This window comes from Chryseobacterium urinae (genome assembly GCF_030518295.1).
Taxonomy (GTDB): Bacteria; Bacteroidota; Bacteroidia; order Flavobacteriales; family Weeksellaceae; genus Chryseobacterium; species Chryseobacterium mucoviscidosis.
This window is the reverse complement of the sequence record NZ_JAULSJ010000005.1, coordinates 122,003-141,075: the sequence shown is the minus strand read 5'-3', so window position 1 is coordinate 141,075 and position 19,073 is coordinate 122,003. Positions and strand designations below refer to the sequence as shown.

The window sequence follows — 19,073 nt, the reverse complement described above, 5'->3', positions numbered from 1 at the left end:
CTTTTCTTGATTAGTTTTAAATATCTGTTTAAAGTTGTGAAACAAAAGAGCTTTCCATCCCCTTAAATTTGTGTGATACTTTTTGCATATCCTTACCTACTTTCTCGTTGAGTATCTTGGCATAAATTTGCGTTGTGGCAATGTTTTTATGCCCTAACATTTTGCTCAAACTCTCTAACGGAACTCCCTCGCTCAAAAATAGCGTGGCAAACGTATGGCGTGCCAAGTGAAAGGTTACTTTCTTTTCTTTCAGGCAGTCAATCAGTTGTGATGTTCTCTTTAGTCTATCATTACAGACTGTATTTGATGGTACAGGAAATACCTTTCCGTCTTTTGAAAATCCTGCATATTTTTCGATAATCATTTTGGGGATATCCAACAGCATCACGTTTGACGATGTGGCTGTTTTTTTCCTACGTATGATAATCCACTGGTTACCGTCAAAGAAATCCTGAATATTGCTGTTTCTAAGCCCTTTCATATCTGAATAGGAAAGACCAGTAAAGCAACTGAAAACAAACAGGTCTTTAACCAATTCGTCTTTCTTTTTCTCGCAGTTGAACATTACAAGCTGTTCCAACTCGCTTCGTAACAGATAACCTCTGTCTTTGTCCTTTTTGGTATTCTTGTATTCGCTGAACGGATTAAAAGCAAGGTGCTTTCTGCTCATTGCCAATCGGCAAAGCGTGGTAAATCCAATCATATACAGCCAAATGGTGTTGTGTGTCAAACTTTGGTCGTCACGCAGGTAATAATCAAAGTCCTGCACAAAGTCAGATGTAACGTCGTTGAATGATAAGTCAGAGCAACCGTATTTTGTAAATGCAAAATTTCGTAGGTGTTTCAAAAGTGTTTTGTACTTACTGCGTGTACCATTGACCCGAAGTCCATTATTGACCTTTTTCTCATAGTCAGAAAGGAACTGTTCATAGAATTTGAAAAAGGTCAGTTCTCCGCTTTCCATCCCAAGAACGGCATTTTTAAGTTTGGTACTGTTTACAACTCCCTCATTCTTTAAAATTTTGGAATAGCATTCTTCGATACCCAAACGAATTTTATCAAGTTTGCTGTTTGTGTCTTGGGCTTCTCGGCTTTTTCCCAAAACTCTGCCATACTTCAAATCCCAATTCGATACGGAAATATCCAACTTGGTGCTAAATGCAGATTGTTTGCCGTTTACAGTAATCCTGCACATAACCGTAACTTTTCCGTTTTTCTTTGGGGCGTTTTTTTTAAGGTAGAACAATACCTTAAATGTTGATTTTTTTGTCGTTTCCATACTCACAATTCTTAATGATAAAATTAAACCTATGTGAGCTACGGAACAATATGAAAAACTATGCAAAAAGCTGAAATACAGCATTTTAAAACAATTACTTCTGATATTTAAAAGTAACGTTTTAGTAACCTTACTTTTGTCTATCGTTGCTTTTTCCTGCTTTTTACCTCATTAACAAAAAATCAAAAAAACGATTGTAAAGCCTTTATTTACAATCGTTTTACCTGTTATTAATCTTTAGTGTATTTTTACTGAAAATTTTATTTTAAAGTTTTCAGGAAAAAGTTGTATTGGTTGAATACTAAATTTTATAAGGAAAATCAAAAGATTAAAATGACTGATAAGTAAACAGTGTTTATCGTCTTTTTTTATTTTCTTTTTAAATGTGTTTACTTTGAACAGATTACTATGGTCAATTTTTCAAGATTCTACACTTTAGCTCATCACAAATACACAAGGGATATTACTTGTATAAACGCAGCGTTATCAGACTAATATTAAGCTGATAACATTCCATTCAAATTAATGAACGATGAGTCATATCGATGGATGCCTAAAATGCAATGGTAACAACAGAATAATTATCTTGTGCCTCTTTGAGAAATTGGCTTTCTAGTTCTTGCAAGCCATTTCCTTTCTTAATATATTCAAGTATCTGTTCGACAGAAATAGTATTATGCACCCCATCTGAACAAATAATAAAAATGTCATCTTCTGAAAACCGGATGGACTGATATCCGATACTAGATTCAGAAGGTTTTCCTGATATAGATCTAGTTACGATATGTTTATATCGCTCTAAAGATTTCTCTTCTTTTATGCTGTCGGATTCTAATAGGCTATTTATTAGTGTATGACTCTTGGTCTGAAACAAAACTTTATCCTTACTTACTAGGTAAACCATTACGTCTCCAACCCAAAAAAAATGGGAGATATTTTTATTTACAATAATACCGCCTATCGTAGCACCAGATTTAATATTATTTTTGATATTGAATTGTTTGATCGCCAAATTGGCTTTTTGAACAGCTTGCTGTATATTTTGTTCATTGATGTTGTCAGCATAATTGAGGAATGTAAAGATGTTCTCAGAAACAATCTTTGCAGCTTCATCTCCTCTATCATAACCACCCATACCGTCAGCAATAAGAAAAAAAGAAGCACCAGACTCTAACTTGTCAATGCAGATAAAATCTTGATTACTTTCTCTTTTTCCTGTTCCTGTTATCTGTTGCATTTTCATTAGTTTCCTGTGGCCTTTTTTGTTGCTCCTCCGTGATTAGTAACTCTTGGTCTTGTACTTATTTTTACCGGCTTTGTTGTTATACTTTGTTCAGATGCTTTGGAAGCCCATAGGAAGCCTTCACCAGGTTTCAAGACACTCATATCAGCAGAAGTCAAACTATTCAATTGAGTCAAGGATTTTTGAATATGCTTTAACCATTGTGGAGAGTTAAACTTATGGAGTAATACAATACTGCTTAATTCAATGATTTCATTTGGTAAGCTTGGTGGATCTTGACTAGCAATCATTATACTGACTCCTTTGTGCCTCATTTCTCGAATTGCTGTAACTATATTATTGGTCAAGTCCTTATTGTCCATATATTTATGAGCTTCGTCAAAAACAATGAACTTGTTAAAATGCTTGTCATTAAAAGTTTTTACCCCTGAAAAAATATTAAGCATAATCACAAATAACCCTAACGCTTCGTCCTTAACAATAAACTCATCTCGTAAATCTACAATGACTAATCTCCCCGGTTTCAAAACTCCTTTAAGAAAGAAACTATCATCAATATATTCTTGGGCAAAACTAAGTTTCTGCCTAGCTAAAGATTTTTGAGTGTTTGAAAGTAGTTCAGATGTCTCCACACTTTCTCTTAATCCTTCCAACGTAATATTTCGACGTTGTTCTTTCATCATAAATTTCAATTGTTTAATATATGATGAGTCGTTTCCCACTGCACCTAATAAAAACATCCAGTCTTGAACATTCAGCTCTTTAGAGTTAAAGGCTATAGGTTCAACCTGAATCGATGGAAATTCTTCTCTACGCTCGTCAACTTTATCCGAAGGAGTTAATATAACAACATCTTCTATCTTATCTGGTTCAGCACTATATAATTCTTTTAATTTCTCTAACTCAGTTGGGTTAGTATTAGCATTAATCATCGAAGTAAATTCCGGTTCGTAGTCCATACTTTCACTATAATGGAATATAACGCCCGCTAAAGGAGAAGGAAGCTTATTGATGTTCGAAAATTGCTTTAACACCATTTCGCTAATCGTACCGATTGTATAACTTTTTCCTCCACCTTGAACTCCAAATAAACTTATGGTATTGGTTTCGGACAGATCTATAGCAATTTTTTTGTTATGTATTGATGTACCGATAATTCCAAACTGATTAGAAACGCTATTTTTTCCTACAATAATATCAAATTCAGGTGTATTGTAAGTTGTGTCATTCTTTTCGGGAACAACTTGATTACTCTTTTCCTCTTCGTTAGATTCTGTTGGTCGGTCAATTGTAGATTCGTTATTATCCTTTTCAAAAGAGTCTTCTACGTCCTTTTCAGTTGAGTCCTGAATGTCTTGATTGCCTTTTTTCTGTTCGTCAGAAGATACCTTAAGTTTTGACTTAAACTTCTGTATAAATGGCTTTAACTTGTTGTTAGATTCGAATGCAGAAACCAATTCTTTATTAAGTTCTGTATCCTCCAATCTCTTAGTATTCAAATCAGAATCCGGATCTAAAATATCACTTATTAGTTTATGACCAAAAGTAAAAATGGTTGTATTGTCATCGAAATTTTGCTTTTGATGTTTTTGTTCAAAAGAAAAGTCGAAGATAAATCCTAATCGGATGAATTTTATTTCAAATCCATTATTAAGAGTTTGAATAAAATCAATATAGCTATTATAAGCATTTTCAGACAGATAATTATATCTATAAGCTCTTTCAATATAAAAGCTGAATAACGATTTTAATTCCTTGTTTTTTATTTCACGGTCTAAACGATCATTACTCTTGTAATCATTTGGATCAAAGTGATATTTGATTGTAGCAATTGTATTATCAATTTGCTCAATCATTCTCGTCTTTAATTCTTCTCGTTCTGCTATTCCTAAAGAACTTCTACATTTTATTTCTAAAACAGCTATTTTTATTTCTCTTTTCTCCTTGTTTATCGTAATAAACAAATTGTCTGCACGACTTTTAGAGTTTGTATTCAGGCTCTCAAAAAGATTTTGATGCAAATCAATCGGAATAAGAAATGCATTCTCCAACAAACCTTTTTTCTCCAAAACTCTTTTAGAAAAAGCGGTACCTATAGCTTCAAAAGCTTTGTTTTTTGAAGAGTTTAGTTGCAATACCAAAGAACTACTGATTGCTCTTAAATCTTCAAGAATAGTTTGGATCTTACTTCGGCTTTCAGCACTTTCCATATTTAATCCGAAAGATTCAAAATGAGGACTTAATAATCCTATTATCTCACTTGAAGGCTTAGTGGTAAGATAAGAGGAAATACCCGACACTTCTTCGCCAGGAACATAGTCTAATAGAAAAGGAATTTTCCCATTTTCAGAAGGCTGATCAAAAACTTGAGGACCTAAGTTTTTATCAAATGTAATTACCCAATCCGAATATTCGTGTAAATGTGCTAATAACACTTGATCTCTGTTCGTCAAACTTAATTGTGTAGCAGGAACAGCCTCTGTAGCATGGAAAGCCAAAGAACCTGACGTAAAAACCTGATACGAATTGTAAAGTTTATTAATCAGATTTTCTTTTGTATTTTCAATTTTGACATAATTATTCCAAGTTATTTTTTCAGGCTCCTGAATGATTTCAACATCAGTTGCTGGGTCAATAATTAAGCTGTTCAGATAAGCAGATTTATAGAATCTGTACGGTTTGTATAAAGTGATTTTTGTTGCAAATGGATTGACTAAAAAACTAATATGAGCATTGTAAATCTCTGGATTTTGTACAAAATCATTGATATTGTTAATAGAAAATCTCAATTTAGGAAACAATCTATTTTTTGAAGGCTGAGAAAATAGTTCGGCTTCTTCACTAATGTTTGTTTCAGGATTAAGTAAAGCTTTTAAAGCCAATCCGTGTTCAATCAATGATTCTTGTCCTACAAAAATTCGAACTTCAAACTTGGTATTGTAGTATTCAGGATACTTACTCACATCTACAAATGCATCAGCAAACACCTCAGCATCACCAACATTAAATAAATTAATGATTAGCATATCTGTATATGGATGTTGTATTAAAAAATTCTTTAGATGTTTAATTACTAATGTTTTACTAACATCATTATGAACGATATTTCCAGGATCAATATTCAATAAATGTTTAAAATAGTGTTTTAATTGATGTGAAATAGGAACAAGCGAATCATTTGGATTCAGTGTAAATACATTAATATAAATTCCCCAGCCGAAACTTAGTTCTCCAAGGTATTCATAGTTCATTAATTGACTGGGATCAACTAATACCAATGGATTGTTGCTCGGAATCAATTCTCCTAAAAATAAGTTTTCCAAAGATTGCCATTCCTTGATATGGTCATTATATTGAAGTGTCTTATTAAACCATTCCTCGAATTGGTCAATAAGATTCATAAACCAAGTCAACCTAAGTGGGTGAAGTGGCGATAATAAAACCGCAGAAACAGAACCTTCAGTTGGTAATTTTGTTTTAATTTTTACCGTATCCAAAAACTGGACTTCTGCGTAAAGAAGCTTGATATTTTCCTTGTCTTCTTCTGAAACTTCGGATTTTTCAATCTTTTTATTAAGATTTACTAACCAATTATTGTAATGTTCTAAATAGGCATTAATATCCTCTTTTAAATCGTAAAGATTTGTAGTTTCCAACACACCGTTCTCAGAATTATTTGAGTTTTTGATTTTCTCAAAAACAACTTTTCGTGATTCTAATAACTTCTTTGGAGCTATATCTGTCAAACTACTAATCCTGTATTCAATATTTTGTAATCCCAGCGTAGTGTTATTATTACTAATGGTCACGTTCGTAAAACCAAAGTGTTGACTATTATTCAGAATCTCATTTTCTATCAATCTTAGCTTTGATGACAACATAATTTGATAATTATGCTTATTTGAATAATTGATATGAAAGATAGATGATAATTTAAGTTTATCATCATTTAGCCAAGTGTTAGATTGATCGCTTGGAGTAGGACTATTTATAACAGTGTCTTGTCTCAGACCATCAATATTGTATTTGAAAAATGCTTGAAGAACATTGTTCAACTTATCTTTACGTATTGTTTCTTCTTTTTCGGTATTACTGTCAACTGCATAGTCGAAATCCTCCGAATCGCATTTCAATTTATAACGAAGTTCTTTTTTACTTTCAGGAGAAAATTCATTCTCTTCCCACTCTCGTTGTATCGAATCTTCATAAAAATCATCATTTACATTTAAAACATTCCCCAATTCATCTTCCGCTAATACTTTAAAAAAATATGAACCTTCCTCAATATTATTCGCATTGAGTTCTATTTTAGCTTCTCGATAGGCTTGTTTAGCATTTGTATTTTTTAATTTTCTAATCGTGATTATTTCTTGACCTGAAAAACCATCCACAGCCATTAAAACAACCCTGAAGTATTTCAATTCTTCAATATCTTTTGGTTCAGGTGTAGTTTTAAAACGAATAGTAACTTTTGGGTTAGAAGTCCCATCAGATAGAAGAACTTTTTTACCTTCCTCAATAGTAAAATCTGTTGATCGAATTTCAACAATTTCCAATTTTACTTCTTTAAAATTAAGACTTGGAATTTCCCATTTATCAAACCATAATTTGGGGTATTTTTCTCCAATTAACGCTACAAGCCTATTCAATGAAGTAATATCCTCTTCATCTTTGAATAACTGTATAAAATCTTTTTGAAGTGAATCTTTTTTTATTTGAAGCTCATCAACTCGGTCATAAACAGGTTTATTAAAAGATGCAAGTATATTACAACTTGTAATATTTAGATTAAGTCTTGAACGAATCAGATTCTCGTCTTCAACCAATTTAAGATCTGGCAACAAGTCTAAATAAAACAGATTTCGCCCAATACTTTCTTTTGTAAATAACTCCATTTCTAATGCTAAAAGATAGCTCAACAAGCTTGTTCGATTAGAGTTACCAATATAGTTAATCACGGTGCGAACAAATGCAGACAGCTCCTCTGGAATTTTATTCTGAAGTTTGGCAGCTAAAATAGGCTCTATGCGTTCCAAAGAAATTTCTTTAAACGTAGCATTGCCATAAGAATCTTCTGCAGCGGTTCTGCTATTTGAAGGAACAAGAATAAGCAATGGTTTTTTCTGCTGATTTCGCAATTCGATTAGTTTCGTTGCAGAAATATAATAATTACCTTGTTGTGTTTCATCAACAATATAAGTATCTAAGTTCTTGAAATGTGTTGCAATAACTTCCCAAAGCGAAAATAATTGCTCATTCCCCAGACCTGTAATTTTCATACAATGTCCCGGTTTAGCATTCTCGAACTCATTTTTGTATAGTTCTACAATTAGTTCGATGATGTATTGATAGTAACGTGTTAAAATATTGACGTTCATTATTTTTTAATTATGATAGTTCGTAACGAGGCCTTATTTTTTGCAGGATGTATGCATCACTTAAATCATTATAAAAGCCTATCTGCCTCAATTTTATTTTAAAGGCTTCTACATTTTCTTTAAACGCTAAGTGAGTATGAAGATCCGTGTTTTGAAAACGTTCTTCCTCTAATCCATTTATAATTAATCCATAACGTTCTTTCAGATTATTCATCAATTCTTCAATAGACAAGCTTTGAGTAATAAACTTATCGCCTTCCAAATGCAAAACCTGTATTTGAACCAAAGCTTCTAATAATCTGGTTCCAAGCATATATCTTCGAGGATATTTTTTACTTCTTCCTTGAGCTAAAAATCCTCTTTCGCTATTTTTTTGTGATAAACTGTCTAATAATTCTATGTGATCCTTCTGTAAGCGTTTTCCTCTCACTTTTAAAAGTAATTCAACGTATCTATCAAAATAGGTCGTTTCATATTTTACCATTTCGGCGAGTAAGTCTTTATCATCTTCGTCTTGCTCATTATAGACGATATCCCAATACGCCTCAAACTTCGTTTCGTATTGATTCAACTCATTTTTAAGAACTTCCAACGCTTTTTCTATGCTATCCGAATTGGATTCGTCTAACTTTAGTTTTTGGATAATACTATTAATTTTAAATGTAGCTTTGATGTATTTGTATAGTGAATTATATGTTTTTTCCGCTTCAGCTATTGCAATAGAAGAAACTTTACTTTCAAAATCGTCTGTAGCATCAATCACAATATTCCAATCATCAACAACATCTTTTGTTCCCACCTCAATCATTTTTGGCAATAAATAAATGACTTTATTTATATACAAAGCGAGGTGAAATGAAGTAATTGTTTTCAGATAATCAATCAAAATATTTCTCGGGATTTTGGATTTATACACCAACAATCTTCGAACATCATCGCAAAATAATTCTGCTTGTTCTATTAAAAGAGGTTTTACTTTATTGAGCGTTGTGTTACTCTCCATAAAGCCAGGATTCACATTCTTTATCAAATATAAAATTCCCAAACTATCTACGTCCAATTCTTTTGATTGAAGTAATGTGTTGGTTGTTTTATCCCATCCCTCAGCTAAAAAATTCCGAAGATCTTCTTTTACAATTGGGTTTTGTCCTAACATCAGGTAAACTTGATCTGCTGTAAAATAATCTCTTGTATTGGGAACATTTCTTACCCGATAACTTTCAAGATGGATAGGTCTTAACGAAGATATTTTTTCTTTTTCAGAATTCCCACGGTTTACCATATTGACAAGATTGGTACGTAACCAAAGCTCTACCGCTTCGGGATTTTCTTTAAAACCTTCCAATTCATTACTTTCTTCCAGTTTTTGGAAAATGTTTTTTAGTTTATCAAGTTCAATAAAAACACTGTCACCCCTTCTTGTTCGTTGTTTAGGACGAATACCTTCATGCTTTAAAAGCATAAAAAGATTGACCAAGGTATTATCTATTCTAATCGTTTTGGCATCAGCCGTAAAAAGGAGTTCATTTCTAAATGTACTTTCCTGTTTGTTTAGTTTGATTGCCATAGTTAATAGGTTAATTTTTTAATAGCGATTTTGTTATGATTCTTTTTGATCGAATAAAATAGAAGATTATCTGGTGTTACTACAATCTCATCGTAATTCAGATTCTCTAATAGGTTTTTAAACACAATCAATTCAATGAATTTACCTCGCAAATCATTCAACGAAGGGCTAAAACCTTTCTTAATAAAGTAAAGCATTTCATACAAATCTAATGAAATAGCTAACTCAATATGTTTATTTATTTTATGCCTAAAAATTAAGCTATCCGGTTCGTATTCCAGATATTTAATCAAATGGTCTGTGCGATTTACTATCAGTTCAAAATCGCCTAAGGGAAACATTTTAAAAGATTTTCCTCGAACATCTTTTACATCGGTCGAAGCAAGAATTAGATTTTCTTTATCCAACGAATCATTATCACATCCCTCGTTTAAAGAGACCGCTCTTGAAATTACCTGTTTTGTTGTTTCTTCGATTGTAGATTGGGACAATATAGAAACGAAGTCAAAAATAGATTTGTAAGGTAAACGTAATAAATACGAAGGCTTTAAACCTTTATTAGTCAGTTTTTCAGTAGTTTCTTCTGTAGAGATATCTTCCTTAAACCAACTTGTTTTTCCTTCAAAATAATGATGCCTAACAAACGCTTTATGCTTTTCCCTTATCGTTTGAATCAATTCTGGAGTCTGCTCATGTGCTGGAATAAAGTTTTTTTGTTCGTTAAAACTATCTAATAAATTAGATTCTCTTTCCGCAAATACAACATAGTCTTTTGGATTATGATTACTAAAAAACAACTCTCTGTCCAAATGTGGAATCGCAACTTCGCCAACCTCTGTTTCTCTTAAAAGCTTTATTAGGCGATCCTTATTTCCATTATCTTCCAAAATAGGATTGGTGATATTGAAATAATAATATTGCCAATATTTTTCAGGGTTTGAACCTTTTAACAATTCTATCTGCGATATTTCTTCACAAGAAACATCACGAGTAAGCATAAAGGCTATAAAAGAGCGTATATCACGCATTGTGATATGCAATTCGCGTTTTAAACTAACGGTTCTGATCAACCATTCTAAACGATTGATGACTGTTTCTCCAGAAGCCGAATCGTTTAAGGTATCAACATTGTACTTAATAAAACAATCTTTTGCTAATTCACAAGTTTCACATTTTGCCCACAGTGATTTTTGTGTCAATGCTTTTACTTGATTTTTAAATAAACTACCTTCCCCCGAATCATCCGCAACCACAGAACGAAGATTCAAATTGACAATCATTATACCTTCTGGAAGTTCTGTATGACCTTCTTCGTAAAAGTAATCTTCGATTAACTTAGCCAATTTATGATGCTTATTAGAAGTCTTTAAAAACTCGACTAAGCGTCCCTCATTTATCGCAATGATACGCCCTTCTGCTACTTGAGTGTACTGCTTAATATCTTCAAAAGGTTGAAAGAATTTTTCTAAAACGTCATTATTTATTTTGTTTTCTTCATCTTGAGAACCGTCATAGTTACTTTCATAACTTATGCCATTTATTTTAAATCTCGCTCCATTATGATGCGCAAAATGTTCAACATCTTTTACGGAAGGGTGTTGTTCGATCTTCTTAATAAATGCAGTCTTACCGTCTCCTGCATTTCCCGTAATAATAAGCAGTTTGTACTGTCCATCTACAATAGCCGGAATAAGACTTTTATCCAGCTTGGTAGGTGTGTACGTCTGTTCATCCAATTGATGCGCATTGCTGTTTACTCTTGTTCCAAAATTTCCATATTTCGATTGGCTATACAATGAGTTGATATATTGAATAATATCAACATCGGTTGTTATAGTCGTCGTATCTTTTGATTTCGTTTCCGGTGCAATATCTTCTAAAATCTGATCTTCAATGGCAATCAATGCATCGAACATTTCCCGTGCACTTTGAAAGCGTTGTGAAGCATCGGTAGCAATAGCTTTCAATAAAAAGGAAGCAAACTTATCCGATATTCGATGTTCAATTTCTTTAGGATTATTCGGCTGCCTACTTGCCATAGGTGTTTTTGAAGGATGCCACGGATATTGTTTACAAAGCAACTCATACAAAGTTACGCCGAGTGCAAAAGTATCTGTAGATAAATCCCAATTTACCTTATAGTTATCAATGATTTGATCGGGCGCTAAATAGGGAATTGTTCCAACAAATTCACTATTTTTCAAAGTAGAAGAAGCTACATTAAAATCTACTAAGACAAAGCGTTCTCCCTTATCCCAAATGATATTTTGCGGTTTGATATCTCGGTGTATAACAGGTTTTTCTTTAGATTGCATATCTACCAAAGCAGAAAGAATCTCTTTACCCACTTGATATATCTTATGAATAGGAAGTTTGGCATCTGTACGAGCATAATCACTTAGATTCTCCCCATCCAAATATTCCATTACAGTAAAAAACTGCCCCGAAGCGGCTTCATCATTCCATTTGAATTTTACTATATTGGGATGATTCAATTTCACCAATGCCTCGTATTCATCTTTTACAGAACTGAAGTTTACACTTTCATTAAAGAGTTTCAAAGCATAATAAACGTCTTGAATACGATGTTTAACTTTAAATACTTTAGAATAACCTCCTTTACCCAATACTTTGTGAATTGAATAACTGCCAATAGAATCACCTTCTTTTAACTCCTCAAAAGTTGATGGTTTTACAACAGTAGCAATCACAGGTGATGCATCTGCAATAGATTTGCTTTCTATGGCATTGGCGATAATATCTTGTAAGGTTTCTACACTTTCAATTCGTTTTAAGTCATCTGTTAAAATGGTTTGTGAGCAGATTTCATCAATCCATTTAGGCAAGTTGGGATTGATGTATGTTGGGAGTAAATCTGCTTTCAGTTTACCACCCATTTTATCCAAATCGTAAGGCGTTTTGAATGGTTCTTTGTCCGTAAACAACCAATAGATCAAAACCCCTAATGAATAAATATCCGAAACCGCACTGGCATCATTCACAGTCAGTTCCAAAGGATGATAAGCTGTTGCGTTATTTTGATTGATGGTTGGCATAACGGTATATCCTTCTTCACTGTGATCAATGAAATAAGATTTACCAAAATTACCCAGATAAGCATAACCACTACTCAAATAAATATTATCCGGATTGATATCTCTATGAAAAATACTCTCTTTATGGGCTTCTTTTAATGCCACAATTACATTGTTAATGATATCAATCTTTTCTTTGAATGTAAAGGTTTTGACACGAGCTTCTGAACGTAAGGAGTTTTCTTCCAAAAAATCAGAAATTTCATAGAAGAGATGATTGACCTCGTCGATGCGAAACTCTACATTCAGGATAAATGGTTTCGCTTTTAACTTATTGAGTGCGTGATATTGGTTCTTGATTTTATCTTCCCGTTTCTTCAGTTCTTCGGCAGATAAACCGCTTACCTGCAAAGCATATTCTTTAATTCTACGACGTACCGAAGTAACACCTTTTGGTTTTACCAAATATTCCGTAAAATTTGGTTCCTGCTGAATGATTTCCAACACTTCATAACCTTCAATTTCTCTTTTTTGTTCTGGAGATTTCTTGGATTGCTGACCGATTAAGAATTGCATTATTTCTTGTTGAATGTCAGCAATATCATCTTCTGATTTGCCAATGCTGTACGGATCGGTAATAAAATGAGTCAATTTCTTGTTTAATCCAAAGGTAAGCTTTTGTGCTTCGTGGGAAATAATAGGAGGATAAGTATTGTCAAAAGAAAAGGTAAGCATATTTTGAATCCACGCTTTTCCCCAAGCAAAGTTGGCTTCTTTAAGTTTGGATGCTAATATCGCTGTTTTTTGCCTACCTGTTTTTAGCGGATTAGGCATTTGTCTATCATTCAGATACCAATAATGGTCATCTCCTTCAATACGCCCTTTCCAATCTTTGTTTTCAATATTGTAAATACCATGCGGAGCTACCACAAGTAAATCGTATTCCCAGTATTGGATACGATTATTTTTGGGATTGGTAGAAGCAATCTCCACATTTGGGATTAAATAGTAATTATCCGGAAGATGTATCTCCAGATAATCTAGCAATCTCTTTTCCCCGGCATTAACGACCGATTCGAAATAAGGCGGTTTTATGATACTTGCCATAGGTCAATTTCTTTTTCTATTAAAGCAATGGCTTGGTTTTCTTTGACAATAGCTTCGTAAAAGTCTGTGTGAGCTTTACGAACATTCTTGTCTATATAATTCATTTGATCTATATCCATTAGCGGGACAGGTATTTTTGCCAATAGGTTTGGGATTGGTCTGCAAAGTTTTGTGCCAGTTTGCGTTGATCTAATCAATCGGAAGCCGTAATCAGAATTAAGCCAAGCAAACAAGTATCCTGAAGGAATTTCTTCATTAGTTTTCATTCTTATAAATTCTCCTGAAATTAATTGGCTCTCTAATTCTTCGTTTGCAAAAATTGCTCTACAAAAAGTCTCTCCTTCTCCCAAAGTTCCAACTCCTGCTATTAGAACTTCTCCATATTCAACCAACTTGACATTTCCCACAAAATGGCGAGATAATACTTTCCCTTTCTTGTGAATATCAAAAATATCAGACTGATTAAGTAGTTTGATCCCATTTATGGAGTTTGTTTCTAAACGCCTAAATGAACCTGTGGAAAAGAATTTATTTTGATTTAAGCAATTCTCTAAATTCAAATATTTCTTTTTTTGAATTGTATTAATAATTTTCTCAATTCTCTTTGAATAGTTAAATGCATTGATAGAAATAGAAGTAATTTCTTTGGCCTTTCTAACAAAAGTTGAAACATCTCTTCCAATAGCATGATTACCGAAATACTCGTAATCCTCTTTTTCTAAATTCGGCAAATCAAGGCTTTTCTTTAAAAAGGCTTCAACTTTATTCAACAATCTATTCGCTTCAACTCTTAATTCAGATGCCTCCACTATAAGCTGATGAATTTGCTGTTGTTTTTCTTCTGATAAGATAGGAATAGGTAACCTAGATAATGTATTAGGCTCAATTCGGGGAACAACGGAACCGTAAATATATGATTGCATATAATTGTAGGCTGTTTTTGAAGCTAAATAAGCATATAGATAGCCATAAGGTAATTTTGTATCATCTGGATTTACTCGAATAATATCTTGAGAACCTATTACGCCTTCTAAATCTTTTGTTATAAGTCTCACATTACCTACTGTTCCAGCACAACTCACCAAAATCTGACCTTCTTTCAGACTCATTTCTTCCTGTCTTGGTGTATATTTCTTAGAAATTATCTTCGCTACATCAAGAGGGTTTGTATTCATCATATGTTGCGCAGAAATATATGGATATCCATATTTTGTATCATCAACAAACATTCTTTTGAATATACCTCCCGTAAAAACAGAAGCAGACACATTTCCTAAACTATCAAAAGGAAATTCATTATAGATTGCTTTCTCTATTCTTATCTTACCATAATTCATATGATAGCTTGGTTTAAGAATATGAGAGTTACCTATAATTATTCTGGATTTTACCTGACTTACTTCCATTTTATCTATTTTAAAAATTCTAAATATGCTTTTGAAATTTTAGGCAAATCATCATCCAACAGCCGTTGTTTTTCAACACGAGTTTTTACAATTGGCTTCCCATCTTCCGGTCGATAGGCTACATATTTATTCTCCACCGGGAAAATAATTTCAGCTCCATCTTCATCTCGTAAATAGATTGGATTACCTCTTCGGTCTTTTCCTAACTTTTCGGCTATTGCCATAAATACGTCATAATCTTCTTCTCCTTCGTGGGCAATATTTCTTTCATTGGCAGATTTCTTTTGTAAGAACAAAAGAGAGGCTTGTACGCCAACTTGTGGGAGAAATGCCTCCACAGCTAAATCTACCGAAGCTAATATTTTGAACTTATCTAATATCCATTCTCTAACAGGCAAGGTATTGGGATTACCTAAAATACCATCTGGCAATACGATAGCCATTTTTCCGTCTTCTTTCAAAAAATTGTAACAGGCTTCTATAAACAACACTTCTGGGGCATTAGAATATTTGGATAATTCATAATGAATCGCAATATCTTCATCGACCTTTACTTTTGCTCCAAATGGAGGATTGGTAAATATGATGTCAAATTTCCCTCTGGCACTATTACCGTAAATACCCTCATTATCTTTCATTGCCTTTAAACTCCGATTGATTGCTTTTTCAATTTTCTCAATTTCTGTAGGATGCTCCCAGTTAGGATAAGCCAAAGAATTGACGTGAAAAATATTAGCGTGTCCGTCACCTGCCATTACCATATTCATTCGAGCCGCTTTCTTTAAATCCGGATCAAAATCAAAACCGAATATGCTGTTTTCTGCATATTCGCGAACTCTTTCGTTTACTTCGTAGGTGTTATATTTTGCAGCAAGTAATACTTCATCCGTAATTTCTGGATATAGTTTTTCTGCTATTTGTTTGCGAACATGATCCAATACCATGACCAAAAAACCTCCCGAACCGCAGGCAGGATCCAACACTCGTGTATTTTCATTTGGATTCATCATTTCTACCATCGCTTTGATGATGTTGCGAGGTGTGAAAAACTGACCAGCTTCTTGTTTCAGGGTATTACTTACAATGGTTTCATAAGCTAAACCTTTTACATCTACAGAAGCATCAAGGAAGGAGTATTTTGCCAATTCCCCTGCAATAAATGCAATTCCTTTGTCGGTTAATTCTATTGCTTCATTCCCATCAAATACATCCGAAAAAGTGCCTTCTGTTTTTAATTCTTCAAAAATTTTCTTAATTCTTTCTGCAACGGCTTTTCTACCTTCAACAGTATTTTGTTCTTTTACACCCACCCAAAAATAACGACGATAAGAAATACCGTCTGGCTGAGGCATAAAACGTCTTTTCTCATCATACAATTTACAGAAAATAAGATAGAGCAATTGCCAAAACGCATCTTTCTTCCGACCTTCATTTCCATAAATATAATCGTGCGAACGCTTAAAAACTTTGATTAACGAATCGTTTGCAGGCTTACGGCTATGCGAACGGTCTCCACGGTTTAAATCATCTAGGGTTTCGCCCAATCCCGGGAAATCAGATAAATCGGTAAAAGTATAATCAAAACCTATCTCGTCATCTTCTTTTTGTAAATACTTGATATCCGTGCCGTTTGTCCATAATCCGAATTCACAATTATCAGCGGCAGCCAAAGCATTCTCCAACGTAATAGTTACGCCTTTTTTCTTGTCGTTTTCCTTTATCTTTTCGTCCTGTACAATAGCAATTCGGATAATTTGATCTTGTTCGTGTGATTTCCCTTTTTCAAAAATAACGAGTTCAATCTTTTGTTTTTTATTTTTTCCGGTATCCGGATCGGTATAAATAATATTAAAATCCCGTTCCATATCGGTCAGATCAAAACCATACTCTTCGTTAAGCATACGGATTATGGACTGTAGGTTATTTTCCTGTGATGTTGCTTTTCTCGGTTTTTCCGTAAGAATACACATCACTTGATTGTCTTCTAATATTTGTTCTATTGTATTATTGATTCCCATTATTTTATTTTCTGGTTAAGAATTTGAAAGCAACATAGTATGTCTTCAAATTTGATATGATTTGTTTCTAGTATTTGATTGAATAAAATACTGTCTTCTTTTGCATTTATTTCTTTCTCCATAATCGCTTTTAATTTTGCTTTGTTATCTTCATTGTCAGATAAGAGCATATTGATATCTATACCTAATAGAGCTGCTCCAGCTTTTGTTATAGTAAAATTTTTTATATCATACACTTCTTCGTAATACTCCGCTGCGGCTCTTTCTTCGTGAATATTGAGATAGTTCAATAGAATAAATCCCATATCATCCGCGTCTTTATTACCTTTATGATGCCTGTCTTTCCAAGCAACCAATTTCAAAATAAAAATTCCTGCCAATGAAACAATATCAATCTCCAATGTGTCATCTATCTTAACCCTGACCAAATCCTTTTCTGCTTCTTCAAAACCCAATACGGTCATTGCAAAAGACTGGTCAGGCGGCCAGAATATTTTGTCTTCAGCAGTTGTAATCCCACCATACGGAACTATATCTAATTGAAAATCATTTAGATATAAAAACCGTTGTTGCTGTTTTGGATCTTTTTTAAAATCAGGCAGTTGCGTTATTTCGTATTCAATAGTTTTGAATTCCTCCCATTTATCCACAGCTATGGCAATATCTATGTCTTGAGTTCTTCTACCAGATCTTTCTCCGTGAAGTTCCATAATGATATCCCTTGCAGTTGCTCCGATGACGAAAAATTTGATTTCCAATTTTTGAAATACAGGGATTAATTCTGTCAACAATTTTTTTAATAATGGATGCTCCAGTTTTTCACTTGATATGTTATAATCCATTCTCTAGAATAATTTTAGCCGTTTCTATATTTCTATTATTACCGGTTCCTAATAAATCTGCATATACAACCAAAGGAGGAGCAGCATTTTCATTTTTTAAATAAAGACTATCTGTCCAGAATCTGCTATACAATTCAATGTTTCCTGCTTCGTCCGGAACAAGTTTCAAATCTTTTGCAACTTTGCTTATCTCTTCGTCTGTATATATAATATAATCCTTTGGTTTTAAATGTCCGGTTAAAAGTTCACCACCAGGCTCGCCTCCGCAATAGAGTTTCATATTATTATTTATAATATTATTTGTATTAAACTCATTTCCTAAAGCCCGCATTTTTCTTTTAAAAGTGCGAGGCTTTAAAAGCTCATTATATGCTATTACCCATCGCTCAATTATTTCATCCTGATTTTTTAGAACTCTTTTGTTTCTTGTTTTTAACAAGTAGTGGCTTTCTTCTAATTCTTTTAAAATATTACTTACAGATCCTAAAGCAATCCCTGTTTTTTCTGCCAATTCTCTATAGGAAAATTGTAGTGTTTCAGGATTAGAGACAAGTAGTAGTAGTAGTTTTAATCCCGCTTCTTGAAATGCTCGGGTTTGATTAGTTTTTTTATTTATTTTTCCTTTCTTACCTTCTATATATATAAAGAAGTTGTTAGCTTTTAAAAAAGCATTTCCGGAAGCATCTAAGTAATTGATGTTATTTTCTTTAAGCTCTAATGCTGTTTTTTTAGTTAAGTAGTCAGCAATGACTACATTGCTTTTTGCATGATTAATTTCTTTCAAACTAGACATAATGATTCCATAATTTGCATTTTTTGCATTTTTCTTTGCAATACAATAAAATGTTTGTTCATTGATTTGAAGCACTACATCATAGCCTTCCCTAAAACTTTCAATGGCAATAGGAAGGCCTGTTATTTCTTCTAATGAAGCAACAGCTTCATAAACAAAATCATTATCTCTATACATTTTCTTGTTCAATAAAATTAAGCGTTCAGCAGGAATGAACATTCAAAAATAGTGAACAAAAATAGATTAAACAAACTTTTAGAGAGAAAAGTACTTTAAATTTTTCTACCGCCTTTCTTCTTTTTTTTCATCCAATTAGCAAACAACTATTCCTCCTAATTCACACCTGTGCCTCGGGTAAAAAGCTGAATAAACTAATATCAGAATTAGAAATGCTATTGTGAAAGA

At 33.2% G+C, this 19,073-nt stretch carries 9 protein-coding genes; all 9 read right to left on the bottom strand.

The window, feature by feature from the left end; all coding sequences use genetic code 11:
* Window positions 1-28 precede the first annotated feature (28 nt).
* Window positions 29-1,279: a site-specific integrase gene (locus QWT87_RS04810; protein ID WP_185208950.1), complete on the bottom strand. Its 1,251-nt coding sequence runs from the start codon at window positions 1,277-1,279 to the stop codon at window positions 29-31.
* Between the two features lie 553 nt (window positions 1,280-1,832).
* Window positions 1,833-2,522 (bottom strand): PP2C family protein-serine/threonine phosphatase, encoded by a 690-nt coding sequence (locus QWT87_RS04805; RefSeq protein ID WP_098972117.1) that lies wholly within the window; start codon window positions 2,520-2,522, stop codon window positions 1,833-1,835.
* Complete coding sequence (gene mads8 / locus QWT87_RS04800; RefSeq protein ID WP_228426233.1) at window positions 2,522-7,801, bottom strand: methylation-associated defense system ATP-binding protein MAD8; 5,280 nt, start codon at window positions 7,799-7,801, stop codon at window positions 2,522-2,524. The genes QWT87_RS04805 and mads8 overlap by 1 nt, the downstream gene beginning before the upstream one ends.
* Before the next feature lie 109 nt (window positions 7,802-7,910).
* Window positions 7,911-9,467: a methylation-associated defense system protein MAD7 gene (gene mads7 / locus QWT87_RS04795; protein WP_098972121.1), complete on the bottom strand. Its 1,557-nt coding sequence runs from the start codon at window positions 9,465-9,467 to the stop codon at window positions 7,911-7,913.
* Window positions 9,468-9,469: 2 nt separating this feature from the next.
* Complete coding sequence (gene mads6, locus QWT87_RS04790; protein ID WP_098972123.1) at window positions 9,470-13,609, bottom strand: methylation-associated defense system protein kinase MAD6; 4,140 nt, start codon at window positions 13,607-13,609, stop codon at window positions 9,470-9,472.
* Complete coding sequence (gene mads5, locus QWT87_RS04785) at window positions 13,594-15,015, bottom strand: methylation-associated defense system restriction endonuclease subunit S MAD5 (RefSeq protein ID WP_098972125.1); 1,422 nt, start codon at window positions 15,013-15,015, stop codon at window positions 13,594-13,596. The genes mads6 and mads5 overlap by 16 nt, the downstream gene beginning before the upstream one ends.
* A 5-nt stretch (window positions 15,016-15,020) precedes the next feature.
* The gene (gene mads2, locus QWT87_RS04780) at window positions 15,021-17,033 is read right to left on the bottom strand and encodes a methylation-associated defense system DNA methyltransferase MAD2 (protein ID WP_098972127.1); all 2,013 of its coding nucleotides are present in this window, start codon (window positions 17,031-17,033) and stop codon (window positions 15,021-15,023) included.
* The gene (locus tag QWT87_RS04775; RefSeq protein ID WP_098972129.1) at window positions 17,033-17,875 is read right to left on the bottom strand and encodes a nucleotidyl transferase AbiEii/AbiGii toxin family protein; all 843 of its coding nucleotides are present in this window, start codon (window positions 17,873-17,875) and stop codon (window positions 17,033-17,035) included. Before QWT87_RS04775 ends, mads2 begins: the two co-directional genes overlap by 1 nt.
* Complete coding sequence (locus QWT87_RS04770) at window positions 17,865-18,887, bottom strand: type IV toxin-antitoxin system AbiEi family antitoxin (RefSeq protein ID WP_098972130.1); 1,023 nt, start codon at window positions 18,885-18,887, stop codon at window positions 17,865-17,867. The genes QWT87_RS04775 and QWT87_RS04770 overlap by 11 nt, the downstream gene beginning before the upstream one ends.
* Window positions 18,888-19,073 lie beyond the last annotated feature (186 nt).